Annotated in this window: 20 protein-coding genes; 8 read left to right on the plus strand and 12 right to left on the minus strand. The window is 45.5% G+C overall.

What is annotated here, in order from left to right:
• Nucleotides 1-32 precede the first annotated feature (32 nt).
• The 3 genes from DOM22_RS15260 to DOM22_RS15270 all read right to left on the minus strand — a co-directional run bounded on the left by DOM22_RS15260 (nucleotide 33) and on the right by DOM22_RS15270 (nucleotide 3,510).
• Nucleotides 33-1,115, minus strand: a complete 1,083-nt coding sequence (locus DOM22_RS15260) for a hypothetical protein (protein ID WP_142701206.1) — start codon at nucleotides 1,113-1,115, stop codon at nucleotides 33-35.
• 11 nt (nucleotides 1,116-1,126) lie between these two features.
• On the minus strand, nucleotides 1,127-2,575 hold the full coding sequence (locus tag DOM22_RS15265; RefSeq protein WP_142701207.1) for a hypothetical protein: 1,449 nt from the start codon (nucleotides 2,573-2,575) through the stop codon (nucleotides 1,127-1,129).
• Between the two features lie 92 nt (nucleotides 2,576-2,667).
• On the minus strand, nucleotides 2,668-3,510 hold the full coding sequence (locus DOM22_RS15270) for a TIGR02147 family protein (RefSeq protein ID WP_142701208.1): 843 nt from the start codon (nucleotides 3,508-3,510) through the stop codon (nucleotides 2,668-2,670).
• Nucleotides 3,511-3,722: 212 nt separating this feature from the next.
• On the opposite strand from DOM22_RS15270, the gene DOM22_RS15275 reads away from it, so the two are divergent.
• A complete protein-coding gene (locus tag DOM22_RS15275) occupies nucleotides 3,723-4,082 on the plus strand; it encodes a hypothetical protein (RefSeq protein WP_142701209.1) in 360 nt (119 codons plus the stop codon).
• Nucleotides 4,083-4,225: 143 nt separating this feature from the next.
• On the plus strand, nucleotides 4,226-5,416 hold the full coding sequence (locus tag DOM22_RS15280; RefSeq protein ID WP_142701210.1) for a hypothetical protein: 1,191 nt from the start codon (nucleotides 4,226-4,228) through the stop codon (nucleotides 5,414-5,416).
• Between the two features lie 61 nt (nucleotides 5,417-5,477).
• On the opposite strand, the gene DOM22_RS15285 is transcribed toward DOM22_RS15280, so the two are convergent.
• From DOM22_RS15285 to topA, 7 genes are all read right to left on the minus strand, one after another.
• Nucleotides 5,478-7,499, minus strand: coding sequence for a S41 family peptidase (locus DOM22_RS15285; protein WP_142701211.1), 2,022 nt, complete (start codon nucleotides 7,497-7,499; stop codon nucleotides 5,478-5,480).
• Nucleotides 7,500-7,615: 116 nt separating this feature from the next.
• Nucleotides 7,616-8,518 (minus strand): hypothetical protein, encoded by a 903-nt coding sequence (locus DOM22_RS15290; protein WP_142701212.1) that lies wholly within the window; start codon nucleotides 8,516-8,518, stop codon nucleotides 7,616-7,618.
• Nucleotides 8,519-8,670: 152 nt separating this feature from the next.
• The gene (locus DOM22_RS15295; protein ID WP_142701213.1) at nucleotides 8,671-9,078 is read right to left on the minus strand and encodes a hypothetical protein; all 408 of its coding nucleotides are present in this window, start codon (nucleotides 9,076-9,078) and stop codon (nucleotides 8,671-8,673) included.
• 31 nt (nucleotides 9,079-9,109) lie between these two features.
• Nucleotides 9,110-9,877: a thioredoxin domain-containing protein gene (locus tag DOM22_RS15300; RefSeq protein WP_246845680.1), complete on the minus strand. Its 768-nt coding sequence runs from the start codon at nucleotides 9,875-9,877 to the stop codon at nucleotides 9,110-9,112.
• Nucleotides 9,878-9,897: 20 nt separating this feature from the next.
• Nucleotides 9,898-10,890: a M56 family metallopeptidase gene (locus tag DOM22_RS15305; protein WP_142701214.1), complete on the minus strand. Its 993-nt coding sequence runs from the start codon at nucleotides 10,888-10,890 to the stop codon at nucleotides 9,898-9,900.
• Entirely contained in the window at nucleotides 10,887-11,282 is a 396-nt protein-coding gene (locus DOM22_RS15310) for a BlaI/MecI/CopY family transcriptional regulator (protein WP_142701215.1), read from the minus strand. Before DOM22_RS15310 ends, DOM22_RS15305 begins: the two co-directional genes overlap by 4 nt.
• Nucleotides 11,283-11,411: 129 nt before the next feature.
• Nucleotides 11,412-14,156, minus strand: coding sequence for a type I DNA topoisomerase (topA, locus tag DOM22_RS15315; RefSeq protein ID WP_142701216.1), 2,745 nt, complete (start codon nucleotides 14,154-14,156; stop codon nucleotides 11,412-11,414).
• A gap of 123 nt (nucleotides 14,157-14,279) precedes the next feature.
• Between topA and DOM22_RS15320 the strand changes: the two genes are divergently transcribed.
• Together DOM22_RS15320 and DOM22_RS15325 are read left to right on the plus strand one after the other, a co-directional pair.
• On the plus strand, nucleotides 14,280-15,056 hold the full coding sequence (locus tag DOM22_RS15320; protein WP_142701217.1) for an HAD family hydrolase: 777 nt from the start codon (nucleotides 14,280-14,282) through the stop codon (nucleotides 15,054-15,056).
• A 139-nt stretch (nucleotides 15,057-15,195) separates the two neighbouring features.
• Nucleotides 15,196-15,555: a hypothetical protein gene (locus tag DOM22_RS15325; protein ID WP_142701218.1), complete on the plus strand. Its 360-nt coding sequence runs from the start codon at nucleotides 15,196-15,198 to the stop codon at nucleotides 15,553-15,555.
• 19 nt (nucleotides 15,556-15,574) lie between these two features.
• On the opposite strand, the gene DOM22_RS15330 is transcribed toward DOM22_RS15325, so the two are convergent.
• Entirely contained in the window at nucleotides 15,575-16,918 is a 1,344-nt protein-coding gene (locus DOM22_RS15330) for a TldD/PmbA family protein (protein WP_142701219.1), read from the minus strand.
• Nucleotides 16,918-18,306: a TldD/PmbA family protein gene (locus tag DOM22_RS15335; RefSeq protein ID WP_142701220.1), complete on the minus strand. Its 1,389-nt coding sequence runs from the start codon at nucleotides 18,304-18,306 to the stop codon at nucleotides 16,918-16,920. The genes DOM22_RS15330 and DOM22_RS15335 overlap by 1 nt, the downstream gene beginning before the upstream one ends.
• A gap of 296 nt (nucleotides 18,307-18,602) precedes the next feature.
• Here DOM22_RS15335 and DOM22_RS15340 point away from each other — a divergent pair, with 296 nt between their 5' ends.
• From DOM22_RS15340 to DOM22_RS15355, 4 genes are all read left to right on the plus strand, one after another.
• On the plus strand, nucleotides 18,603-19,475 hold the full coding sequence (locus DOM22_RS15340) for a hypothetical protein (protein ID WP_142701221.1): 873 nt from the start codon (nucleotides 18,603-18,605) through the stop codon (nucleotides 19,473-19,475).
• A 42-nt stretch (nucleotides 19,476-19,517) separates the two neighbouring features.
• Nucleotides 19,518-22,949, plus strand: coding sequence for a zinc-dependent metalloprotease (locus tag DOM22_RS15345; protein WP_142701222.1), 3,432 nt, complete (start codon nucleotides 19,518-19,520; stop codon nucleotides 22,947-22,949).
• 25 nt (nucleotides 22,950-22,974) lie between these two features.
• Entirely contained in the window at nucleotides 22,975-24,315 is a 1,341-nt protein-coding gene (locus tag DOM22_RS15350; RefSeq protein WP_142701223.1) for a hypothetical protein, read from the plus strand.
• Nucleotides 24,316-24,408: 93 nt separating this feature from the next.
• Nucleotides 24,409-25,014 carry a type 1 glutamine amidotransferase domain-containing protein gene (locus tag DOM22_RS15355; protein ID WP_142701224.1) on the plus strand — a complete coding sequence of 202 codons (606 nt, stop codon included), beginning with the start codon at nucleotides 24,409-24,411 and terminating at the stop codon, nucleotides 25,012-25,014.
• Nucleotides 25,015-25,039 lie beyond the last annotated feature (25 nt).

Genomic DNA, 25,039 nt, shown 5'->3' on the forward strand with positions numbered 1-25,039 from the left:
CGCATGACCTTCTCAGAGGCTGGTCCGGTCTGTCATTTCAACTTTTGAATTCCACGAGCTGACATTTCTGCTTCGATCGCGTCACTTAAGCGCTTGTTGTACATCTTCCAGTTGTCTTCAAACTTAATTTCCGGATGATCGATCTTGTAGGAATTTTCTTTCGCAACCGCCGCAAACACCGCTTCCATCATGACCGTGGCTTTTTCTTTACGATACGTCGGACTTGCCAGATAAGAATCCCAGATGTCATCACGAGAGATTGAAAAGAAATTATGACCTTCCATATCCACGTCGTGATCGCGGTGATTTTCAAAGTCACGTTGCTGTGCAGATTGTTTCATGAATTTCTTATTCCGTGTATTTTGCAGATCGGTGGCGAAGGCCACAGCCTTGGATACGGAATCAGATTTACCTGTATACATAACAGCAACGACATCTGCGAAGAATTCATTATAAGCGGTATTATTATCCCAAACCTGATAGAACTTGGTCATTAGTTCCTGGTCTTTTTGCTGCAACTCCTGAATTTCGCGAGCGACCGCAACCATACGATCTGTGATTTCGGCTGGCACTGGTTCATTCTTAATTTTGAACGAGTTGGCTTTATCTGAAAGCTGGTTATTCTCATTTTGCAAGCTAGCACGTTTCGCACGCAGGATCTTCACCTCTTGATAACTCTCAATAGCTTCCGTCCAACGAGGTTCCACCCGCCCATAGTTTTCCATGAAAATTAAATGGCCATATTCGTGGGCAAGAATAGGAACAGAAAAATTCGGAGTCTTCAAATACTCCTTATTGTTATGTGTGCGCTTATAGTGAACGCCGGCCACTACCGTCTTCTGAAACGGATTAGCCGCAGGACTTGAGTGCTTCTTATAAACTAATATTTCTGCGTTTTGTGGGGTAATCAGGCTCCCCAGGTGGGAATTTAAATCATCGACAACTTTCCGAAAGACATCAACTTCTTTAGCAGTAACTCCGTCTTCTTTGATAGTAAAGCGCACTTGCGAAGAAAAGATCTGACTGCATTGTGGCCCTTCAGCCCAGGCTGATAAGGACGTCAATAGAATCAGTGTACTTCCTAAAATCTTAACAGTTTTTCTCGCATGCTTCATACGGATATTCCTTAGTTAAAAACTTTCGAACACATCAAAATATTATTTTTAGTTTCCAATTGGCGCTTGAAGGCCTCGCCACCAGCTTTTTGGAATCGGTCCTCTGCCATGCTGCCGCTCTGCTCAGTCAGAGTGATTCCGGTTTTCGCTTTCACTTCTTCGACAACAGCTTCAATAACTGCCGCACTGTCTTGATAGCTAACGACCTCTTTATAAGAGACCACTTCATCTGGGAAAATAATCAACGGCGCCAGATATTCTATCTCCCCAGCCAGCCCCGAGCTCATATTCGGGAACAAGCGACGACTGTCCATGCGAACAGCAAGTATTCCGCCACCCGCTTCGATTTTATTTTTACGATATTTAGGCGCACCCACAAAGCCAGCAACAACCTGAGGATCCAAGCTAAATGAAATAAAGCTGGAAGCGCGTGGATCTGCCGAATGATTCCAATACTGATTCGTCAGCAATTTCGTCGGAGCCGCATCATCAGCGTCAGCCTGTTGACGATTCGTCGTCAAAGAACGAAGACGACGAGTATAGCTACCTTGATTCTTGGTTAAGACGGTAGAAAAGAATCCCAATCTCTCTGAACCATTAGGCAAAGTCAGGCGTTGAACCTTGTCGGTCTCGTAATCAACACCACGAACGGCGACAACGGTGTTTGTCAGATCCGGTGAACGTATGGCTTGAAGCCAGGACTTCCAAACGTTAGCCTCAAAGGGTTCCATCACACTCCAAGGCAGGTAAGCCTCAAGCATGTTTGCAACTCCCGCACGATCATTCTTAAGAACCAAGTCATTTAATTTCAATTCCTGGGCTTCCAGGGTATCCAGAATTCGCGACTCGGCACGATCCTTCAAAAGCTTGCGATCCTTAGCCCGCACTTCTTTAAATGCCTGATCGACAAGTTTCTTAGTAAATTCTTTCTCAGCTTCATAGTTCCCCATGACAGCTTCAACCTTGGCATCAAGATTATCCGTTGCATCCGCAAGGAATGACTTCGCATATTTCACAGAATTCACAGAAAAAGAAAAACGAACTTCCTGATACTGCTTATCCGCCAGCGCCGCCCGACTGCCATGTTCCGCATTATAAAAAAGCTCCATGCGCCCATAGCTAGCAGAAAGATTCATATAAACTGTCTGAATAAAAGCCATCGAGCGAACCAAATGCTCAGGCTGAGCCAACGCCACGTCATCATAGCGAAGCACATAAGTAGGCCGAGAATTCTCCATAGCCATGACAACGTCAGAGTGTTTCCCCCCAGAAAGCGAAGAAACCTTCTCAAGCCTCATAACCTTGGAATACTTATTAATATGCCCAACAAACTTCTCCAGCCCCGCCAAAGCCTCAGAAGGCCCCGCATTCGCCACAGCCCCCACAAATAGCAAGCACCCCATGACAACAACTGTCACGACCCTGCCAAAAGCTTTTGCAGAGATCCCAAGCCAATTCATTCCTGGAGCCTTTCGATCATAGTTCCAATTCAAAGAACTACAAAAGCAAAGGCCGTACCGAAAAGTGTCTCAAAGTAAGACACTTTCTTTAGCTAATCTAATTTTCCGATTCTAAAGAAATCCACAGCAAAACAAACCAATTCTTCTGCGGGCTCGGATTCGCGAATTTTCAATCGGGCATCACGAATCATATGGCTAATCGTATCGCGTATATTTTGATAGTCCTCATTCGCCAACGATACGACCGAAGAATAATGGAGATCTTCCAACTTAATTCCCTTATCAACACTGTTCATAGTCAGCATGCGATAATTAGAATGATTACGAACCTGCAGCGGCGAGTTCCAATCAAGATGCAAGCGACTGTTGCCGAAAGTCAGATGGCCATCTTTGTCTTTTCTAACCAGATCTTTCGCCAATAAAAACTCCAAAACATTTTCCACCAAAGAAACTGAAAGCCCCAACTTGTGCGCGATCGCCTTTGCATTTCTCAATGACGGCAGCGTCGCGGCAATGTGAATCACAGAGTAATACCAGGCACTGTAATAGATCTGTTGATCTTGCTCAGATAGCACATAGGTGATGTCGGATTTTACTCGCTCTTTCATTCCCAATTCTTTAGCTGTCTCAACTTGCTTCTTAAGTCGTGCGCGAAGACTTGCCGAGCCTGCGCGAGCATAGGCGACCATCAATAATAGATAGTCTGTTTCTGATTCCGAAAGTTTTAAATAGGCAGCCAGATCCAGCGCCTGCTCACTACTAAAATTCAACTCTCCGGAAATCACCTGCGATAAAAACGAAGTTTGTGTGCGCAAGGATTTTGCCATCGCTGACAAAATCCCCCTCCCTTTCATAGGATGGACCTCAATCCACTTTTGCAGATATTTTTTGTAGTCTTTAAATGAGTAGATACTGGGTAAGGATGTTTCGGTCATACCCTGTTTTCGGCAGAAATCTGGCGAAAATGAAGCCCCGGACTCAATTTCCCTGGACCAAATTTACCTTTAATTATCAATAACTTAAACATCAACTGGCGAGTAGCTTAAACATTCACCGACAACTTTCAAAAACTCCACCTGGATGCATCGCGTTGAATTGAACTAAAACCTGCTCAACGAAAACACAAACAAACCTTAAGGAGGTTTCTATGAAAAAGGCTCTATTGATCGCAGCAACTCTTCTAACTACCCACATGGCTCAAGCTAGCAATTCAGCGCCACTCTATAAGTGCAATCTTATGGTACGCGGAGAAAAATACAAACTTACGTACACGGCTGATCTTGCTGATAAATCTATTCCTGGCGGGACATTCTATAATATCACTCCAAATACTCCCCTTGATCTGGGCGAAATCATGATCTCTGAAATTGGATCTAGCTGGGGTGTCGACATTCAAAGACTAGATGGAAAAAAAGGCCCTGGTTCAATGACTAACGGTTCAGAATTACTATTGTCTGCTGGTGGGTCGGACATGGTTCTTGTTTCTTGCAAAAAACTATCTAAATAACCCGCAACTGACTTGTGAAACCGGCGATCTACCCAAGTTTGACTGCCGGTTTCTGTCTTCGTCCCATTTTGAGACGGCCTACTGACTCCAGATTTGAACCAAGCGGGCATTAGATTTGCTCATATTATTTCTTAGGAGTGCCGATGCAAATATTAAAATCTCTAGCAGCGATTCTAGTGGTTTCACTCATCACCTTCAATGCGTGGGCGGCAAGCCTTGTCTCTCCAACCAAAAATCCCCCGAAGGTCACCTTCTCCAAAAATGATAAAAATTCGATCGAATCACAGGTGACCAATAAAGATCCTTCAGAAAAAGAATACGAGGAAATGGTTCGCAAAGAAGCCGTTAAGCCTTCGGCATCTCTGGTTCAGGGAGGAGACTCTGGAGGTGGTGGAGGGATGGTTGTCGTCTCCGATGGCATGGTAAAACTTGTAGATCTGATCAATCCCAAGGAAAGATTCTTAGATCGACTTAAAAGAATGTCTCCGGTGGAATACAATGAATTCATCAACAACATCGTTTATCGAGATCCAGCCCCTTTGCGGTCTTTAGGACACATTGGACTCTTCAGTGAAGCGTTTAAAGATTCCTTGGTTGCTTTGGAAGAAAGCTACCAAGATTTTCCGTTATTCGCTTCGTTGGCCTATAATCGCTGCTGGTCCTTAACTACGACGACATTCTTCATTGAACCAAGAATTAAACTTGGCGCCAAAGCCACTGAAAAAAATTTCTATTCCCCAAGGCTTCCGCGCCATATTCAGGAGCCGGCTGCCTATTTCCTTGGAAATACAATTATACTTTCCGCTCGCCTTTTAGACCTTATGGATGCACGCAATTTGAAGGCACTGGGTATTCATGAATGCCTCAGAAACCTGAACGGACAGGCACTTGATATCGGACTTAATACATCCGAGATCGAAGCCGTTACTCGACACTATATGAAGGTCACTCTGCCGGGAGACGAGGCATTAGTTGCCGCGGCAAAAGCCAAAACTCAAAAACCTAAAAATGTTCCTTGGATTCGAAATGCCCTGCTTATGGGAGCCGCGAGATATGAATTTGCTTCGCTGATGAAACGTCTCCAAGGAGGCGATGCCAACGTAACTGATAGCGAGATCGAGCAGTTTGGCTCCCGGTACAAACTGGCAAAAAAATTGGTACAAGCTGATATGATTCACCAAATAACCGTCGAACAAGACTGCTATTTCAGACTCTTTGCTTCCATGGAAGACAATCGTTTGCGATGGAACAAGAACCTACGGGAACTCAATCTCATGTCCATCAACGACATTATCCAAGCGCACACGGTGCTTTTGCCGAAGTTCTGCAAATAAAAAAAGCCCGGCTTGAGACCGGGCTTTCAACAACAACTAACATGTCAAATCTAGCAACAAACTATTTAGCGTTCGCTTGTTTCGGCGCCGGCGGTAAAGCCTTGCCATCTTCAAGCTGAATCAGATCTAGAAGTACATTCGTCGCCTCTTGGATATCTGCGCGCTTCAAGTACTCTTCGTTCTTTTTCGCTTTGCTTGCTACTTTTTTGGCTTTCTCTTTTTTCTCTTTTTCGTTTTTATCTTTTAGCACTTCGCTCACACGGATCACTTTGCCGCGGGCTTTTGCTTTGTTCAATTCATCCACGATCTTTTTGAAATCATCGGATTTCGCCACACGTTCAGAAGATCTTTCAGACAATGATTTCAACCAGTCTGCTTTCACTTCTTTCCATGCGCCAGGGCCTTCTTTTACGTATGCATCTGGAGAAATGAAGGATTCAATCGTTTTTGGTGGCAAAGAGTAATCCATGTACTTCTCGCCGATATCATCAGTCGAGAAAGGACCTGGAAGTACGATGTCGGCATCAACACCACGATGCTGAGTCGATTTGCCAGATGGAACAAAGAACATACCCACTGTTACTTTGATTGCGCCCAAATTGTTCGGGATCGGCAATACGGATTGAACAGAACCTTTACCGTAAGTGTGGTCACCACCAACGATCACGGCCCGTTTATAGTCCTGCAAAGTACCAGAGACGATCTCTGAAGCAGATGCAGAGATACGGCTGGTTAGAACAACCAATGGGCCATTCCAGTCAACAGTCGCATCTGTATCACGAAGAGCGGCTTCCGCACGGCCTTCATTTTTAGAGGATTGTTTTACTACGTTACCTGTTTGGAAGAACAAACCAGCAATTTTAACGGCGTCTTCAAGAGAACCACCACCGTTGTTAGAAAGATCCAGCACTAGGCCGTCCGCTTTCTTTTCAACCGCTTCTTTGATCAATTTCTTCATATCAGCTGCAGAGGATCTGCCACCGCGACGAGAATCAGCATAGAAGCTTGGGAAGTTCAGGATACCGATTTTTTTCTTTTTACCCTCAACTTCTTTTTCGATGAAGGTCAAAGAAGCTGCTTCGTCCTCAAGATTTACTTTTTCACGAGTCAAAGTAACATCGAAGCGTTTTTTACCCTCACCTGCTTTACGCAAGATCGTCAAACGAACTTTAGTTCCTTTGTCACCGCGGATTTTCTTAACAACATCCTTCAAATCTTGATCGATGACGTTTTCCATTTGGCCTTTTTCCTGACCAACCGCGATGATTTTATCTTGCGGTTCGATCAAGCCAGATTTCGCTGCTGCACCACCTGGAACCAGGGCTTCAACTACTGTGAAACCGTCTTGGGAAGAAAGCGTCGCTCCGATACCTTCCAAGGAAAGACGCATTTGGATTTCGAAATCCTCAAGAACGTCTTTAGAGAAGAAGCTAGAGTGTGGATCCAAACCTCTGGCGAAAGAATCCAAGTAACCTGACAAAAGGTCATCTTGAGAAGTTTCTTGCGTACGTTTTACCGCGCGCTCGTAGTTTTTCTCTACGTTCTTTTTCGCTTCTTCTAACTTCATGTCCGTTGCAAGGTAGTTTCCAATTTGGAATTGGATGTACTTTTTCAAATACTCATTGGCTTCATCGGAATTTTTAGGCCATGGCTTTTTATCTGGATCGAAAGCGAACTCAGTCTTTTCATCGAATTTAAAATCTTTGCCCAAGTATTTCTTAGCAAAGTTTGCGCGGTCTTGAACTCTTTCAAGAACCAACTTTTGAGCTTTGTCCAAGAATGTACAATCTCTGTTTTTGGTTTTTTCAAAAACATTAGACATGTCTTTTTTGATGCTATCAACATCAGCTTGAGTTAGATAAATTTTGGAAGGATCCAAGCGCTTCAAGTATTGCTCAGTCACTCGTGTTGCAAGATCTGCATTGCGATCCGAATATTTCACGTGATTTGCCAGGAAACCCTGCTCGATGACGGAGATATAACGACATTCCAAACCGTCTTTTAATTGTGCAGTGGCAACTGACGTTATTGCGAGTGAACCGGCAATAACTAAACCCTTTAATCCCTTAGAGATTGAACTCATGATGGTCCTTCCTTGGCTCTCGGGCGAGAGCGTCCTAATCACTTAAGATTAGCAGGATTTTTTTCTAGAGCATTCAATTTGTGTGGGAGTTCAAAAATTTAGGACTGTAAGATTGTTTAAGACTTACGTCGGTCTTCTTCAAAAAAGGACAGTTGGGAGAGATCCTCCACTTTTTGACCTTGGAGTCCGCCGACTTTGACTTCATGTTTGATGAAGTTGCCATGCTGAGTTTCGATCATAAAGAACGACATCTCCGGGAACCTCGCCTTAAGTCGAGTCATCTCCTCGACGATTAATTCGATGTTCTTAGGATCGTCATCAGACATCCCGAAACGATGATGAGCGTTATACCCATAGATCTCGATGGCTTTTTCAACACTTGCTCTGATCGCACGCTGTTTCAACTCAGCTGTGCCTTCGGTGAAGTTAATGTCACCCAACAACGTCCGAGTCGGTTTATGACTAACCGGATACAGGCTTAGATAGTTTGGCTCAAGCGGCAAAAGCTTATTTTTTACGAACACCTTAATACCCTCTTTCAAGGTATCAGGGTGATGGCCGCGAGCCGTGATCACGGACAGCGGACGTTGATTGAAAGTCGCGTGATAAAAACATTCCCAGGAAGGCCCCTTCCACTGGAAGTCGGGGTACCCCAAAGCCGCTGCCACGTCTTGAACAAAGACCTGGCTTTTACCCGCAAGTTTCTCCACATCAGAAATATTATGATCACGGAAATTGCGGAAGGTACCTGTCACGTCACAGAAGTCGATTTCAAATTCACCATAAACACCGCTTTTACCAATCGTCGCATTGTGCTGGGCAAAATCTCCACTGGAGATATGCTGTTCAGCGCGGGTGTCTTTATGGAACAAAATCAGTGGAGTGGTTAAGAAGGCAATGTTGTCGTCAAAGTCGAAGAAATAAAAACTGCGGCCGCCCAGATGAAAGTTTCTATCTTTCTCTGGCGTACGATTTATTCCTAAATCGAGTTGGCCTTTTCGTTTTTGATCTTCACTCATGGAACACATTCCTCTTACGGGCTTCAAAATTTACCAAATAAATCGATGCCACGAAAGAGCCCTGCACAAATTTCTTTTTTACCAGGACTGTGACTACTTGTTAGACAGAGCAAAGGGCCCTTGTCCAGTCAGAGTTTGGTTACGGGAGGGACTTAAAGCTCTTCAAAGGCCCCATCAGCTTTTTTAGGGTCTTTTGGGGACGGATCTTGGGATTTCTCAGCTCCCGGGGCCATCTGATCGACAGGGACACTCGCAGGTTCTTTGGTCGCAGCGGCCGTCGGCTTTACGGGCTCCTTAGGAGTGACATCCTTACCGGTTGTCCCCCACTCACCACGGCACTTTTTCAAGGCATCGTCCATCGACGACAACGACGTCTGCTTTGCCGTGACCGCGCAGTTCACCACTTCAGGATAATCCCCGGAACAAAGCTTTTCAGCATCCGCCGATGAAATCGAAAGGGAGCGGGCCCGAATCGTCGTCACGCATTGCTGCTGCGACTGCACCTGAGCCCAAGAAAATTCTGCCGCCGTCATAACCAGGAACAAAACCAGTATTTTCATATTTCCCTCTACAGATACTTTATCACGGGCCTTATTTAGGTTCCACTGTCGTTAGCGCAATGATCTTGTCGATTTCTTCTTTAGGCTGAGCTCCGTGCAAAGCGACGCCATTTACCAGAATAACCGGTGTTCCAGTAAACCCCATCTTCTCAAATTCAGACATGTCGTTTTTAACGATCATTTGAACTTCCGTAGATGTGATGTCTTTCGCCACTTTAGCCATATCAGCACCTGATTTTTTAGCCATCTGACGGATGAAATCTACGTTTTTAAGACTTTTTTGATTTTCAAAAAGCAGATCATAGAATTTCAACGCTTTCGCACGGTCTTGCTTAAAGATCGCTTCAAAATAATAAGCCGCTGGTTCAGCCATGGGATGGAAACTTAAAGGCATGTGTTTATAGTACAGCTGAACATTGCCTGCATTTTCCTTCATCACTTCTTTAATAACGGGATGAGACATGGCACAAGCAGGACATTGGAAGTCGGCGTATTCAACAATCGTGATTTTCGCTTTCGCCGTTCCTGACAGGCGACGAGCATTTGACAACGCCGGCTTCAACGGATTGATGATCTGTTGTTCCTGTTGCTTTTTCATTTCCGACATTTGCTTTTGCTGTTGGTTTTGTTGGGCTTTGCGAGCCGCTTTATTCACAACTTCAATGAACTGCTCTGGATTGTCTTCAATCACGTCAAAAACAGCCTTAGGATTTTTCTTAAGATAGTCAGCAATCTGCTTATCGCTCGTTGCACAGGCACCCAATACCGATACCATTCCCAAAAGGATCACTTTTTTCATACCGTAACTCCCCTACTTATTTATTCGCACTTATTTGATTCAGGTTGAACTTGTAATAACTTTTCAATAACCAACTCGTGTTGGATTTGCATGCACACCATTTCAGATGGATCCAAAGGCTTTTGAATCTGTAGCGAGGCCCAGGATTGATTCACTCCCAAAAGCCACAAAAGTAGCATCGAAAGGCTTAAGACCCATTTTCTTTTGGCCGGAGGGGTGCTGACAGTTTCGCCGATATTTTTTAAGCGCGCCTGCATTTGCAAATACTCTGCAGAGGCACCGGAAACAAATCCTGGCAGAACTACCGAAGGTTGTTGCATCAAGGCCAGCAAACACTCCGCATAGTTCTTGGGATTCAAATTATATCTTTCAATGGCGAGCTCATCCGTCGCCATTTCCGTATACAGCTGATACTGACGATGAAAAACCTGCATTAAAGGATTGAACCAACACAAACGCAGGCAAATAGTCTCAAGCAAGTTCCAAAATCCATCGCGACTTTGCACATGAGTGAATTCGTGGGCAAGGACGTGCTTCAAATGCTCTGGGTTCTGGGCAACATTCACGGGAATGGAGACCCGACCCACCGTTACACCATAACTTAACGGCACCACTTGGTTCGACGTCAGAGTGAATTCACCACATTCTTCTAAAGTTTCATTTTTTAAAGCGTCCATAAACTGACGGTGGCGATAAAGATCAAGTCCAAACCACGCAACAAAGCCCACACTCCAAAGCAGTCCCAACATTCTGGTCACACCCATCGAGCCCTGGGACTTTACAAACTGACTAAAACAGCCCAGCTCCAACCCCTGATCGAAAGACATTAAAATCAATGCGAACGAAACCATCGCCAGCAAAAATGCGGCAATTGTGATTTGCGACCACTGTCTTAGAAACTTTCCGCGCAGCCCCTTAAAGGCCATCGCACAGAAGGAAAAAGAACCAAAAAAGAAAATGGAGCTAAGACTTAGAACCACCAAAAGCTTCCACAAAAAATCCAACGTACTCATGATCTACCGCCTTTGTTGGATTTATCAAAATCTGCGACGATCGCACGCAGCTTATCAATTTCCTCGGCACTGAGTTTTTTCTGACCGGCAAAGTAATTAATCAAAGGAGAAACCGACCCACCCAGGGTGCGCTCAACGAATTCGGTCACTTTGCCCTTCATGACCGTTTGTGCTTCGATTTTCTCTGAATATTTAAAGATTCCATCGACTTTACTGCGAGTCAGGAACCCCTTAGTGCGCAGACGCTCCATCACAGTCAGGATAGTCGTTCGCGCCAAGCCCTTTTGCTTTTCAAAATGGTCGGCCACCTCACGCACCGAGAGTTCCCCGTGAGTGGATATGTACCGAAGAATTTCGATTTCTTGCTCACCTAAACTTGGCAGTTTCTTCATCGAGACCTCGCTGACTACAACCGTAGTCTATCGAAACTACAGCTGTAGTCAACTAGCTCGATAGTCCAGTTTCATCTTGATACAAAAGACATAAAAAAAGCCGCTGTTTCGCAGCGGCTTTTAAATTAATTACTTTTTAGCTTTTCTGGTAACGACCTTTTTAACTCCCAGAGCTTGAGCTTTGTCTTTCGCAGACTCAGCACTCTTCAGGGATTTCTTAGGTGCGGCTGGAGCTTCCTTAGCGGCTTTCGTCGCAGCCTTAGCAGCCTTCGCTGCTTTCGGAGCAGACTTGGCCTTGCCTTTACCTTTAGAACCCTTCGCAGGCCCCTTCTCGTTGATCAAGCCTACTGCTTGTTCCAAAGTGACTGTTTCAACAGTCGTACCCTCTGGCAACGACGCGTTGACCTTACCACTTTTAATGTAAGGACCATAAGGACCGTTGAAAACTTGAATCGCATCACCCGTCTCGGGATGAGCACCCAAATCACGAAGCGCCGCTGCTTTACCGCGGCCTTTCTTAGGTTGCGCCAACATTTCCATCGCGCGTTCGAAAGTAATCGTCAAAACACTTTCGCCCTTAGGGATCGAACGATAGTCACCATCATGAACGATGAAAGGACCGAAACGACCCAAACCTGCCTTGATGTCCTTACCCGTACCCGGGTGATCGCCCAGGCTGCGAGGCAAGGACAACAGATCAAGAGCCGTTTGCAGATCCACTTGCTCTGGCTGCATGTTCGGTGGAAGTGACGCACGTTTTGGTTTGTCGTTTTCAGGCGATACATCACCCAATTGAACGTAGGGACCATAACGACCACTCAATACGTAAATCGGCTCGCCTGTTTTTGGATCTTTACCCAAAGCATCGGCACCATTGATTTTTTGATCAATCAGTTTTTCCGCGATCTCTGGAGTAATATCCGCTGGCGATTCGTTGTCTGGAACCGAAGCACTGACGTCTTCACCATCACGTTGAGTTGTCAGGTACGCACCATAGCGGCCGACATGGAATTTATATTTATCCATGCCTTCCAAGGACATTGTACGAGCTTCATCGGGATTGATTTTTTCTTCTTGATTATCAACCATGGCACGCAAACCTTTAGGGCCTTTGTACACGGAGGCAAGATAGCTTTCCCAATCCAATTCACCGTCTGCAATATTATCCAGGCTTTGTTCCATTTCAGAAGTAAAGCCCAAGTCCACATACTGAGTCAGATAGCTGCTTAGTAGTTTGGAAACGATCATCGCCGTGAATGTCGGAATCAATGCTGTACCACCCTTACGAACATATCCGCGATCGATGATAGTACCGATAACAGATGCGTACGTTGACGGACGACCGATGCCTTCTTTCTCCATCGTTTGCACGAGGCTTGCCTCGGTATAACGAGCTGGAGGTTTTGTTTCATGAGAAGTTGGATCAAGTTTAGTGCACTTTACAGAGTCTTTGACCTTAAGCGCCGGCAATCGCACTTCGCGTTCCGCCAAATCGGCTTCAGGATCGTCAGAGCCCTCAACATACGCACGCAAGAAACCTGGGAACTCGATCGTCATACCAGAGGCACCAAAGATCGCATCACCCACAGTGATTTTTGCACTGACTTGTTTTTGACGGGCATCAACCATTTGCGATGCAATCGTACGTTTCCAAATCAAATCGTAAAGTTTGAACTGATGACCTGTCAGACCCGTTTCGTCTGGGTCTTGGAATTGAGTACCCGCGGGACGAATCGCCTCATGGGCTTCCTGCGCACCTTTAACTTTTTTAGCAGCGTAAGTACGCGGCTGTGGAGTTAAGTACTCTTTGCCATATTTTGAAGTGATGCAATCACGAGACGCGCTGACTGCTTCATTAGACAAGAATGTCGAGTCCGTACGCATATAGGTGATGAAACCTTGCTCGTACAGTTTTTGTGCAACCTGCATCGTCTCACGAGCAGATAAGCCCAGCTTACGATTCGATTCCTGTTGTAAACTTGAAGTGATGAATGGTGCTGCCGGTTTTCTAAATGTTGGTTTTTCCTCAACATCAGAAACTGTCCATGGACCTGATTTCAAATCAGCAGACAACTTCGCAGCGTCTTTCTCGCCCAGAACCAAAACATCTTTACCCGCTGTCAACTGACCTGTCAGACCATCAAAGTCTTTACCGGTTGCCACACGTTGCTGTTTGAATTGCTGCAAACGAGATTCGAAGTTCACGCCATCTTTTGATAGCTCAGCCAATACACCCCAGTAAGCAGACTTTTTAAAGCGGATGCGTTCTTGCTCACGCTCAACGATCAAACGTACCGCCACAGACTGCACGCGACCCGCCGACAAACCGTACGCCACTTTCTTCCAAAGAAGCGGAGAGATTGTGTAACCCACCAGTCGGTCGAGCACACGGCGCGCCTCTTGAGCACGGACCAGGTTGAAGTCGATCTCACGCGTGTCTTTCAACGCTTTTTGGATCGCATCTTTAGTGATCTCGTGGAACACCATTCGTTTGGTCGGAACTTTTGGTTTTAGAACTTCAAGCAAATGCCAGCTGATAGACTCCCCTTCGCGGTCTTCATCGGTCGCGAGATAGAGCTCTGAGGCTTCGTCGAGTTTATCTTTAAGGTTCTTTACAACTTTAGTTTTGTCTTTGGGGATGCAGTAAAGAGGTTCAAAGTTTTTATCAACGTTGACCCCGAGCTGCGCCCATTTTTCTTTTTTCACTTTTTCAGGGATGTCTTTTGCGGATTGTGGCAAATCGCGGATATGTCCCATGCATGACTCAACAACGTAGTCTCTTCCCAGAAACTTACGAATTGTTTTTGCCTTTGTCGGGGACTCCACGATGACGAGTTTGATTCCGTCGGATGCCGCGTCAGTTTTTTTGGCCATGTACCCAGCCCTTCATCCGGCTTGTAACCGGGATATAATATATAGACAAAACATGAATGCTGAACCCCCATTAGGCAAGTCTGAATTTTGACAACCAGTACCAAAAGCAGATACCTTGTGAGGATGAAACCAATTTCAGCATTCTCCTCATCCCTCAAATATCTGCTTACCGATATCGATGACACTCTGACTGATGAAGGTCTTTTGGGAGCCGAAGCCTATGAGGCGATGTGGGCATTGCACGATGCTGGAATAAAAGTCATCCCTGTCACGGGTCGCCCCGCCGGCTGGTGCGAAATGATCGCCCGCGTGTGGCCTGTCAGTGGCATCATCGGTGAAAACGGCGGATTCTATTTCCGTTATCATGGTAAAAAAATGCATCGCCATTTTTTCTTTGATGAGGAAACACAGAAAAACAACCGCGCAAAATTGGATTTGCTTGAAAAAGAAATCCTGCAAAAAGTGCCGGGTAGCGATTTGGCGAGCGATCAATTCTGTCGTTTGATGGATCTAGCCATTGATTTTTGTGAAGACGTTCCGGCACTCCCTAAAAACGAAGTACAAAAAATCGTGGAGATTTTTAAGTCCCACGGTGCACAGGCGAAAGTCAGCTCCATCCACGTCAATGGGTGGTTTGGTTCTTACGACAAGCTTTCTATGTCGCTTAAATTTCTACAGCAAGAGTTCGGTGTCTCTGCCGAAGATTCTAAAAAAGTCTGCGGCTTTAGCGGCGACTCCCCAAATGACGAACCCATGTTTCAATATTTCCCAAACAGTTTTGCCGTCGCAAACATTCAAAACTTTGTTGATCAAATCAAATTTCATCCCACATATGTGGCTCAGAAACGTGGTGGTTTGGGGTTCACAGAAATCGCCCGTGCCATTCTGAAATATAAATAATTATTGCGCCTAACTAAGCGCCGTTGGGTGTGCACCCTCGTGCACACTTAAATCTGAAAATCTATCAAGTACTGGCCTTTCGTCTAAAGCTCCGGAATTCTTGAACCGATAAGACTTCCATTGGAGAAAGGAGTTTTCCATGGTCAGCACACAGGCACGTCAGTACATCGCTAACAAATTGGAAGAACAAGCCAAACAGAATTGGCTCTTTAATCATCTTAAATTCGAAGGTGAAGTTTCAAAACAAGGACCGAACCGTGTTTACGGATTCGCCGATGTTCATATCACACTGAACTCAAAGGGTGAGTTGTGGGTGGAAAGTCCGAAATATCGCAACTTTATTTCAGCTGACAGCTACAACACCGCCAAAGAGGCTGTGGATCTGCTGTACAATCAGCTGCGATACATCGATGACAATTATGATCGCTTGCAAAGCAGTCCTGAAATTTGGGTCAAGAAAGGCTTCTTTTCCCGTATCAAGAATCGCTTTGTTTCGTAAGCCTTTGCTGGCACGACACTTAGCCGCCAGCAAAGCTCATTGATTTGATCAATACATCCGGAGCGATCAAACTGCGACCCGGGCGATCATAACTGTCTCCTAGCTCCACAATGTCACGCAAAACATCCAGCACATTTCCCGAGACCACAAACTGATCGACAGGTCCCATGCATTTGCCATTCTCATATAAGAAGCCTTCCGCCGGCATCGACAGATCCCCTGTGGAATCCTTAAAGCCCGCGTGCAAGCCACCCGTGAATTTCGTGATGTGAACTGTTTGACCAGGATTCAATGAAAGCAGTTGATCTAAAGTCTTAGTGCCTTTTGCCACCACCAGGTTCGTAGGCCCAATATCCATGGGTGAACTCGGTCCCCGAGATGCATTTGCCGTGTGAGGCAAATTCATACGTTTTGAATACTCTAAGTTCGTCAGATAGTTTTTTAAAACACCGTTTTCAAAAAGAACCGTTTTCTGAGAAGGCGCTCCTTCAGAGTCAAAAGGTCTTACCGAGGTCCCATTCATCTCAAACGGATCATCCACCAGATTAAATTTATCGCTGGCCACTTTTTGACCCATACGACCTTTCAATAAGGATTTGTTCTCGTAAACTTCTTTAGCAGACAAATAGGACAGAAGCATTGCCAGCACCGTTGGGAAAACCTTGCGATCCAAGACCACAGGGTAATTTCCCGTTTTAAGTTTGGTAGCGCCCAAATACTTAACAGCATTATTCACACTGGTGCGAGCCACTTCATCCGTGTTGATTTTATCAAATGAACGAACAAAGAATCCATCACCACCCATTTTTGACATCTCGCCCTCTTTCGCCAAGGGAGCAGTTCTGCCAACGTAATAGTTCTGTTTGAATTCTTGATCCACACCTTCGGTATTCAGAATGCGCATAAAGCTGGAACCCTGAGAAAATCCCGAATAAGGAACGGCTTGCACACGAGAATCCAAAGCCAGACACTTTTGTTCTAAATCTTTCGCCACTTCCATCTTCTTTTCCATCTCGATTTCTTCGGGATTAAAAAGGTTCAGGGCTTGATAAGCCGCAGGCCTCATCATCGGAATTTCGAACGTGTCTTCGCTTTGCACGGTCTTAGCATTGTTTAACGCTTCTTTATAAGTGCGCAACAAAGCATCTGCCGACAGGTTTTCAGTGTAGGCATATCCTTGACTGGCACCCATCAAAACACGAAGACCCGCCGTCTGCGTTTGTGTGGATTCAAACGTGTTCAATTTCTTTTTCTGAAAACCCAAATCAAGACTTTCACCACCGGAAATAAGCATTTCAACTTTGACACCGTCTTGTTTGGCTTGAGCCGCAATTGCCTGGAAGCTTTGTTTAATAGTGTCCATTAGCCTGCTCTCCCACCAACCATAAGACTTGAAACCAGGATCTGCGGCTGACCCACCGCTGCCGGGATAGAACCGCTCACAGAGCCGCACATGCCCGTCGCCAATTTCAATTCATTGGAAACTTTTGTGATTTTACCCAATGTATCGATACCACGTCCGATCAGACAGGCACCTTTCACCATTTCTTCGATGCGGCCTTTTCTGATAATATAGGCTTCACGAACTTGGAAATTGTAGTCGCCGGTTCCTGGATTCACGGAACCTCCGCCCATGTTTTTCGCGTAAAGACCGTAATCCACGTCGCGGATCATTTCTTCAAAAGAATCCTTACCCGCATCAATAAACGTGTTTCTCATTCGAGAAGCCGGCGCGTATTTGTAAGACTGGCGACGACCGCTGCCCGTCACCTCATAACCTGTTTGACGCGAACCCATTTCATCCACGATGTAAGATTTCAAAACGCCGTTTTCAATCAAGGTCGTGCGCTTCGTTTTGTTACCTTCGTCATCGATATTCAGCGAACCCCAACCATTTTTGATCGTTCCATCATCGATAGCTGTGACACATTCATTGGCAATCTTCTGCCCCATCTTACCGCAGAACACCGAAGAATCTTTTGCGACCGACGTTGTTTCAAGACCGTGTCCACAAGCTTCGTGGAATAAAACTCCACCAAAAGAATTATCAATCACAACAGGCATCTCGCCCGCGGGTGCAAACTTCGCTGTCGTCAGCCCCATGGCACGGTCGACGTTATCATGGGCAAAGCTTTGAATATTCCAACCGTCATACAGTTCAGACGTTCCCATGTGCCCATAACGTTCGCTGGAACTTTCCTTCACTCCCATGTGCTCAACGAAAACTTCCATATTCAAACGACTGTATGCCCGTTCATCATAAGCCATCAAACCGCGAGAATTAGCGATTTGGACTTTCTGGAATTTTTCATTCAAAGCAGCCTCAACTTGAGTGACAGCAGAATTGCGATTGCGCGCGTGTTGATCCACAGAATTCAACCATGCGAATTTGCGATCACGATTCATCTCCCAAGGCTTTTCACCAAAAGTATGAACCGTATCAAACGGCACCTGCATCAACGGCATTGATTTCTTACCTTTGCCAGTGCCACGGCTTTTCGCTGCATTCAGCGCCGCCTTTACCAATCCCTGCTCCGTCAGATCATTCGTTGTTACGTACACGATTTCATGACCAAAGAACAAACGAATGCCGGCACCGTAAAGCTGACCCACGATGGCTTGGTCTGCTTTCGAACTCAAAATAGAAAGGTTAGAAGAGTAAGTATCTTCGACAAAGATATCTGCGAAATCCGCTCCTGTGGAAAGTGCGGCGTCCAGTGCTTTGGTCAGAATTTGAGGTTGAACGATCATGAAATCCCCCTATGAGCAGAAAGCATATCCCAGAGGGAAAACAGCCCCAACTGAAAAACCTGCGGCACTCTGCAATAGGTCCGAAGGTACTGCATCACGGTGCTTGTCTCTTTTTGAGACACCGGAAGTGACCTGACCAGATTATCAACAGCTCGCTGCGTGGAATGTCACGAAAGGCACGGCCACCCCTGTAATCCAATTAAACGGTTCCTCAACTCATTTTTAATGGCCCACCCCTTGCTCATATAGAACTTAGAGATGGGTTCTAATTTCAGAAACCCGTCGTGGAGACTATTGTGAGCAGCATTAAAGGCTTTAAATATATGAGAAACGCAATCCAAGGGTTAACAATCCTGGCGGCGCTTTCTTTTACTGCTCCGACGCTTGCCGCTCAATCTCCAACGACTTCCAATACGATCAAGGCGAAGCGTCCGCTAACGACTCCAGAAGAAAAATCCTGGTCCGTGGACTTAGGCTTAGAAACATATAGCAATCTAATGAAAGAAGAAGCTTACGAACGCGATTCCGCAACTTCTATGGAAGTTTCCGCGGGATATCGCTTTAATAAGATCACTTCTATGCGCCTGACTGGAACCCTGGTTAAAGAAAACTCGGGTGCTCAGAATACATATTTCGATAATACAATCGCTTCGTTGAGCTTTAAAACTCCGCTTACGACGGACACAGCTTGGATTAATACACTTGCCGGCGTTCTGCCAACAAACCGTCAATTGCAAGATGAAACGTCTTATCAGGGCGCAGTTCGTATCGGGACTAAGCTAGCCTTTAACAACCTATTCTGGGGCAGCTCTGCAACAACGGCTTTGCAAGCAACTCGCAATTTTCACGAATACAATGTGACGGCAGATGGGGGCTTTAACATCCGCAACAACCTTCAAGGCGTACTTACTTATAATCTTCCTTTGTTCTCCAAACTGTCTTTGCAAACTCTTTTCGTTTACACGACAGGCTGGACTTACCTGGAAGACACTCGCCAAAAATTCAGTGTCGGCGCGGACCTGGCTTGGGAATTTACTCCAGCATTTTCTGCTTACATCGGGACTTCCAACGAAGGAAATGCCCTTAAAGCAAACGGAATTGATTCAAACATCGAGTTTTTTAACGACACAAGTTCGATCGTTAAAGCGGGTTTGAGCTACAGCATTTAATTTTAAGTTTTTGTTTTTTGAGTTTTTTCAAGAGGAGAGAGTATGAACAGCAACATTAAACGCAAAATTCCCCTAACAGGTGCTTTGCTGCTGGCCATTTCAACAGTCATGATTTCTTGTACGAAAGAAGTTCCGTACAAGCAGGTCTTTAAAGAAAACGTTGAAACGAAATCAACTCTGTCACCAGATGACGAATACCTTTTCGTAGCGTCATCGGATTTGTCGAACAACGACGACGCTGGGGTTTCTTCCGCCCTGCCTTTCTGGCAGGGAACTGAAAAAATCGTAAAATTCCGCTTTACTGAAAACACTCTGCAAGTTGTGGAAGCTGGCGATGATGCCCGCGTCACTAAGGACAACACATTGAACAACCGTGTTTTGTTGGAAATCCCAATCAAACACGTTCAATACCGCTGCGCTGAAGACCGTTACGGCAAATGTACAAACAAAGAAGAAGAAAACAGCGAAATCAACTGGACTAAAAAAGCCAACTTCATCCCTGACTTTAACGGCATGAAAACGACGGGTATGTCAGTACTACCAGTTGAGATGCAACAGCTTTACGGATTCTCTTGCTTTAACGAGACATCTTCGCGCTTTTTGAACTATGAACTCAAAGATGGTTCGTTGAATATTCAAATTGAAAAAGTATTCCGTGGAACGCCAGCGTGCCTGGGTACACAAATGTACTCAATCAGCAGCGTTGATGAATTGCAAAGCCAAATCATCTATCACTATTCATTTAATAAATTGAGCAAAGTGACGTCTCCGAACTATAAAAAAATCGACTACCCAAGAGCTGACAAAGACACTTTCGGATTCTTTACCAGCGAAAACCGCAAGTACGATGTTGATTTGAGCCGCACTCAAGCAAATCAAAAAGAGTGGATGAACCGTTGGAATCCAGACAGAAAAGAAATCGTTTATTACATGTCTGACAATTTCAATAAACCTCAATATCAGTCTATCAAAGAGGCGACTCGCACAGCTTTTGACCGCGTAAACGCAGGTCTTAAAGCGGCAGGCCTTGAAATGCGCCTGGTTCTTAAAGATCCAGACCATAAGCAACCAGGTGACACACGTAACAGTATGATCGTTATGGTGGAAGACCCAGTTTCTGGTGGCCCATTGGGTTACGGCCCGACTGTAGCGAATCCTCGCACGGGTGAAATCATCAGCGGTCGCGTAGCGATGTACTATGGTAACTTCGTACAAGGTGTTCGTTACACTTACGATGAAGTTGTTAAAGAGCTTCAAAATTCTGGTGATATCGAATTGACTAAATCTTATGCGAAAGCAAAACCTGGTGCCGCTACTGAAGCAGCCCAAGCAGCTATCTCTGATGCGATGAAAGCTAAGTTGACTGCCGACACTTACGCTAAATATGTACACGCAGATACAGTTGGCTACAAAGTTGGAAATTCGTATACGGCTTTAAAAAAAGGTGCCGCAGACACGATTCAAACAGGTTCTTTGGTCTCTAAAGCCAACCTTAAACAAAACTCTGCGGCTCTACGCCAGCAGGTTCACGCTCAACTTAAAAACATGACGAAAGTATCTGCACGCTACAATGCGCGCACAAGCTTGAAAGCCGCTGCTGATGCTGATGAAGGCATCCAGCAAAACGCTGCAGTACAGACAATCGACACGCTGTCGGCTCAATCTAAATACTGTAACTACCCGTCTGAACTTTTCCCATTCAGCGAATACATCAAGAAAGCTTTGATCGGCAAACTTGGTAAAAACATGAAATTGTGGAACGACTTGAGTGATTCTGAAAAAGAACAAGTAATCGCGATCATCATGCCTGAAGTTTGGGTACCAACTTTGGTTCATGAACTGGGTCATAACTTGGGCCTACGTCATAACTTCCAAGGCTCTGAAGACAGAATGAACTTCTACACAGAGGGCGAGCTTGCGAAAATGGGCGTGAAACACGAAATTCCATACAGCTCTGTGATGGACTATGGTTACAGCGAATTGAACCTGCTTCCAACTTTGGGTAAATACGACATCGCAGCATTGCGCTTCGGTTACAGCCGTAAGGTCATGACTGAAACAGGCGCAACGGTTGATGTTCCAGAAACTTTGACGAAACTCCAAGCTGAAAAGAAAGACTTGGTACTTCGTGACTTTAAATATTGCTCTGATGAAAGTGTTGAACTGTCTGCGAATTGCAAACGCTTTGACAAAGGGACGACATTTGTTGAAATCGTAAATCACCTGATTGAAAGCTATCAGCAACGTTACTTGGTAAGAAACTTCCGTAATGGTCGTGAAAGCTTTTCTAAGGTTCAAGAAGGCGGATACTATAGCGGTCGTTTGGATAACTTCCAATACATCCGTAACTTCATGGAAATCTACTCTTCCATCAAGAACCAATTCGCCCTTGACGATGACTCTATTGATTGGACTTTTGATCCCGATATGAAGGATTTAAAACAAGCGGCATTGATCTCCGGCCGTTTCTTCTTGGATGTGATGAAAACCCCAGAAGTGCTGTGCGCGGTTGCCAAGAAAGATAATTTGCACCTGGTAACAGATATCGGCGCCCTTAAGTCAATCGATCCAAGCGCAAACAGCTGCTGGGAGCTTGAATTGGCGGATCCGAATCTAGTGATCGTAGCTCAAGGTGGTAAAAACTTTAACGACGTTCGCTTCCGTTCGAATCCTTCGTCCTATGCTGACCAGATCGATATCCGTGGTATCGGTCCGGACAAATTGGCGGCGGCTGAAGCCTTGTTCGTACGCATGACAAGTGAAGTTCGCCAACATGAAGACAATTACATGGATATCAAAGATTTGGCTCCAGAGATCTCAGCCACTGTAGCGTCCTTGTTGTTTGACCAGGTCAATACCAACGTAGAATTCCGCGACCAAGCTGGAAATCTCTACCTGAATACAAAATGGAAGTTCGATGTGTTCTCTGCTCCAGGAAGCGTGAACAAAGGCAAAGACACTCACTGGTTCGATGTTCCGATGGTTGAATCGGCTCAACGTCGCATGGGTCTGCCTAATCACAAAGTCAGCTTCCAGGAAAAACTATTGAATGTAATTTCAAAACGCATGGGCAGCTCTCAATCCCACTATGCGGAAGACAAAGCTTTCTTGGATCAGTTCCGTGTGAACCGCATCGCGAAAACATCTGTGATGAACTCGGAAAGTGCCGTCAGCTCCCGTGACGTGGGCTCGTTCAAAGCGGTGGCTTTGGCGAACAACGCGATCGCCTTGGATGCAATGTCTTCGATCACTAAAACGGACTTGTTAACGAGCATGAAAGATAAAGAACTGGAAGACCTGCGTATCGCAAGAACAGCCGTGCGCCGCGCTTCGACTCCAGCTCCGGCGACGGATGCGAAATACAAAGATGTCACTGTAAACGACATCAATATGTTCAAAGCTGGAGCTTTGCCCGCGAAAGACAAGCTTGAGTATCTTTTAACAATCCTGCCTGGTGCAGAAGAAGCTAAGTAATTTTCTGAAGAGAGAGGAAATGATTATGAAAAAACTGATTCTAGCGAGCGCTCTTCTGATGATCACTGCGGGTTGTACTCAAGGTACTAAGTCCCGCAATTCCTCGCAAGCGCAGGGAGCTCAGGAACAAACTCAAACAGGTCCTACGCAAGATATGAGTGCAGCGGATGCGGCTAAGCAGGCGCAGGCCTCTGTTGACGATGGCCTCATCGACTCGACTTCCCGTCAAGACGCTTTAAAAAACCTAACATTGAAGCTTTACGAATCCACGTTCCGTTTGCAAATGGATGTGATGTCTGAAAAGCTTCAAGATGACAATTCAAAATTGTTACGCGAGTTCATCACGAAAAAATTCTCTCCTAAAGGGGAATCTCTTTTGCAAGCGTTGAGCTCTGGCGACATCAAATCCACGATCACTTTGAAAGACCTGCAAATCGCAGCATCTGATAAAGACATGCAGTTCCAAGCGTTACTTATGGGCTTTAAAAAGATCGCGGCCGATGGGGGCTTCACTAAGGAACAACAGACTGGCATTGAGAAAGCATTAATCGAACGTCAAAGCTTGATCACGCCATCTGCACAAGAGCAAAACAGAATTATCGCAGTTTCTGAGCATATTTCTAAGAAGGCGAAAACCTTGATCCAAGTTATGCATGATGGTGCTCAAGACGAGACAGTTTGCCAAGGTTACGGTTATTTCTTGGCGAACTTCAATGCTCTTCTAACGGACAGCAAAACGTTCCGCTTGCCTCAGACGATCGCAGATCTTTCTGAACCATTGCAGCCTCTTTTGCCAACGTTAGATGCCTGCCCGGCGGATATTCCAGGCACTCGCAAGCTTCTGGGTAAGGAATTGCTGGGTTTGATTGCAAGAATGGATAAAATGCAGGCACAAATCGCAACTTTCTTGAATCCATCGATCAAAGACACAGATCCTTTGTTCTTGGATATCGCAGACAGATGGGCTCTTGTGGAAACCAAAGAGATTTTGGAAAACTACAAATTGCCAACAACTGGTGATGTCGATGCGGACGCAGTGGTTTGTAATGTTGACGGCACTGATTACGATGCTGTTGTTACTTCACAAACTAATACTGAAACAGCAGCTCAAATTAAATACGAAAGAGATGGCGAAAAACCATTCACAATTCGTAAAGTGACTGGTCAACGTGGCGTAACGATCGCTTACATTTCTTCCAAGCATTCAATCGCATCCAGCGAGAACTCTAACTCGGTGAATGCGGGTGACGGATTCGTAGGCGCGGTCTTCAGTATCGTTCCTGGCGATTCCGAGGCCATGAAACTGAAAATCCGTAAAGATGAAGGCAAAGACGAGACCATCACTGTCACTTGCCATGCTAAATAAGAGATTCACTGTTATTAGACACGATCATCTTCTGTAAATTGCTTCCTCCTTGGTCAGGCTTAATCATTAAAGCTCACTCAAGGAGGAAGAATCATGAGTAAAGAGCTAGAAGGCAAGAACGTTGCTATCCTCGCTGCTGACGGTTTCGAACAATCCGAACTACTACTACCTAAAAAGGCCCTGGAAGATGCTGGCGCCAAAGTCGAAATCGTTTCTATCAATTCTGGTGAAATCAAAGGCTGGGAGAAAGGAAACTGGGCCAAACCATTAAAAGTGGACACGGCCATCAATGTCGCAGGCGCTGATGACTATGACGCTTTGATGCTTCCAGGCGGAGTGATAAACCCCGATAAACTTCGTGAAGAAGAGGGCGTGGTTCAATTCGTTCAAGGGTTTGTCGACACCGGAAAACCCATCGCAGCCATCTGTCACGGCCCACAAACTCTGATTGAAACAGGAATTTTAAGAGGCAAAAAAGTGACCAGCTACCCTTCGATTCGCACCGATATTATCAATGCCGGTGGCGAGTGGGAAGACAATGAAGTCGTCGTGGATAATGGCCTGGTTACAAGCCGCAAACCCGCTGACATCCCGGCTTTCTGCCGCAAAATGATCGAAGAATTTGCGAAAGGCCCACAAGACATGTCCGTTTTAGGATTAGGTGAACAACGCCGCGAGCATCCAAAGCACGCTCACTAAACGGTACGGCCTTACTTGAAAATGT

The sequence above is a fragment of the Bdellovibrio sp. ZAP7 genome (assembly GCF_006874645.1).
Classification (GTDB): Bacteria; Bdellovibrionota; Bdellovibrionia; order Bdellovibrionales; family Bdellovibrionaceae; genus Bdellovibrio.

Excerpts from the sequence above, each read along its gene's own strand:
- DOM22_RS15260 (WP_142701206.1), bottom strand. The coding sequence starts at position 1,115 with ATGAAGCATGCGAGAAAAACTGTTAAGATTTTAGGAAGTACACTGATT.
- DOM22_RS15265 (WP_142701207.1), bottom strand. The coding sequence starts at position 2,575 with ATGAATTGGCTTGGGATCTCTGCAAAAGCTTTTGGCAGGGTCGTGACA.
- DOM22_RS15270 (WP_142701208.1), bottom strand. The coding sequence starts at position 3,510 with ATGACCGAAACATCCTTACCCAGTATCTACTCATTTAAAGACTACAAA.
- DOM22_RS15275 (WP_142701209.1), top strand. The coding sequence starts at position 3,723 with ATGAAAAAGGCTCTATTGATCGCAGCAACTCTTCTAACTACCCACATG.
- DOM22_RS15280 (WP_142701210.1), top strand. The coding sequence starts at position 4,226 with ATGCAAATATTAAAATCTCTAGCAGCGATTCTAGTGGTTTCACTCATC.
- DOM22_RS15285 (WP_142701211.1), bottom strand. The coding sequence starts at position 7,499 with ATGAGTTCAATCTCTAAGGGATTAAAGGGTTTAGTTATTGCCGGTTCA.
- DOM22_RS15290 (WP_142701212.1), bottom strand. The coding sequence starts at position 8,518 with ATGAGTGAAGATCAAAAACGAAAAGGCCAACTCGATTTAGGAATAAAT.
- DOM22_RS15295 (WP_142701213.1), bottom strand. The coding sequence starts at position 9,078 with ATGAAAATACTGGTTTTGTTCCTGGTTATGACGGCGGCAGAATTTTCT.
- DOM22_RS15300 (WP_246845680.1), bottom strand. The coding sequence starts at position 9,877 with ATGAAAAAAGTGATCCTTTTGGGAATGGTATCGGTATTGGGTGCCTGT.
- DOM22_RS15305 (WP_142701214.1), bottom strand. The coding sequence starts at position 10,890 with ATGAGTACGTTGGATTTTTTGTGGAAGCTTTTGGTGGTTCTAAGTCTT.
- DOM22_RS15310 (WP_142701215.1), bottom strand. The coding sequence starts at position 11,282 with ATGAAGAAACTGCCAAGTTTAGGTGAGCAAGAAATCGAAATTCTTCGG.
- topA (WP_142701216.1), bottom strand. The coding sequence starts at position 14,156 with ATGGCCAAAAAAACTGACGCGGCATCCGACGGAATCAAACTCGTCATC.
- DOM22_RS15320 (WP_142701217.1), top strand. The coding sequence starts at position 14,280 with ATGAAACCAATTTCAGCATTCTCCTCATCCCTCAAATATCTGCTTACC.
- DOM22_RS15325 (WP_142701218.1), top strand. The coding sequence starts at position 15,196 with ATGGTCAGCACACAGGCACGTCAGTACATCGCTAACAAATTGGAAGAA.
- DOM22_RS15330 (WP_142701219.1), bottom strand. The coding sequence starts at position 16,918 with ATGGACACTATTAAACAAAGCTTCCAGGCAATTGCGGCTCAAGCCAAA.
- DOM22_RS15335 (WP_142701220.1), bottom strand. The coding sequence starts at position 18,306 with ATGATCGTTCAACCTCAAATTCTGACCAAAGCACTGGACGCCGCACTT.
- DOM22_RS15345 (WP_142701222.1), top strand. The coding sequence starts at position 19,518 with ATGAACAGCAACATTAAACGCAAAATTCCCCTAACAGGTGCTTTGCTG.
- DOM22_RS15350 (WP_142701223.1), top strand. The coding sequence starts at position 22,975 with ATGAAAAAACTGATTCTAGCGAGCGCTCTTCTGATGATCACTGCGGGT.
- DOM22_RS15355 (WP_142701224.1), top strand. The coding sequence starts at position 24,409 with ATGAGTAAAGAGCTAGAAGGCAAGAACGTTGCTATCCTCGCTGCTGAC.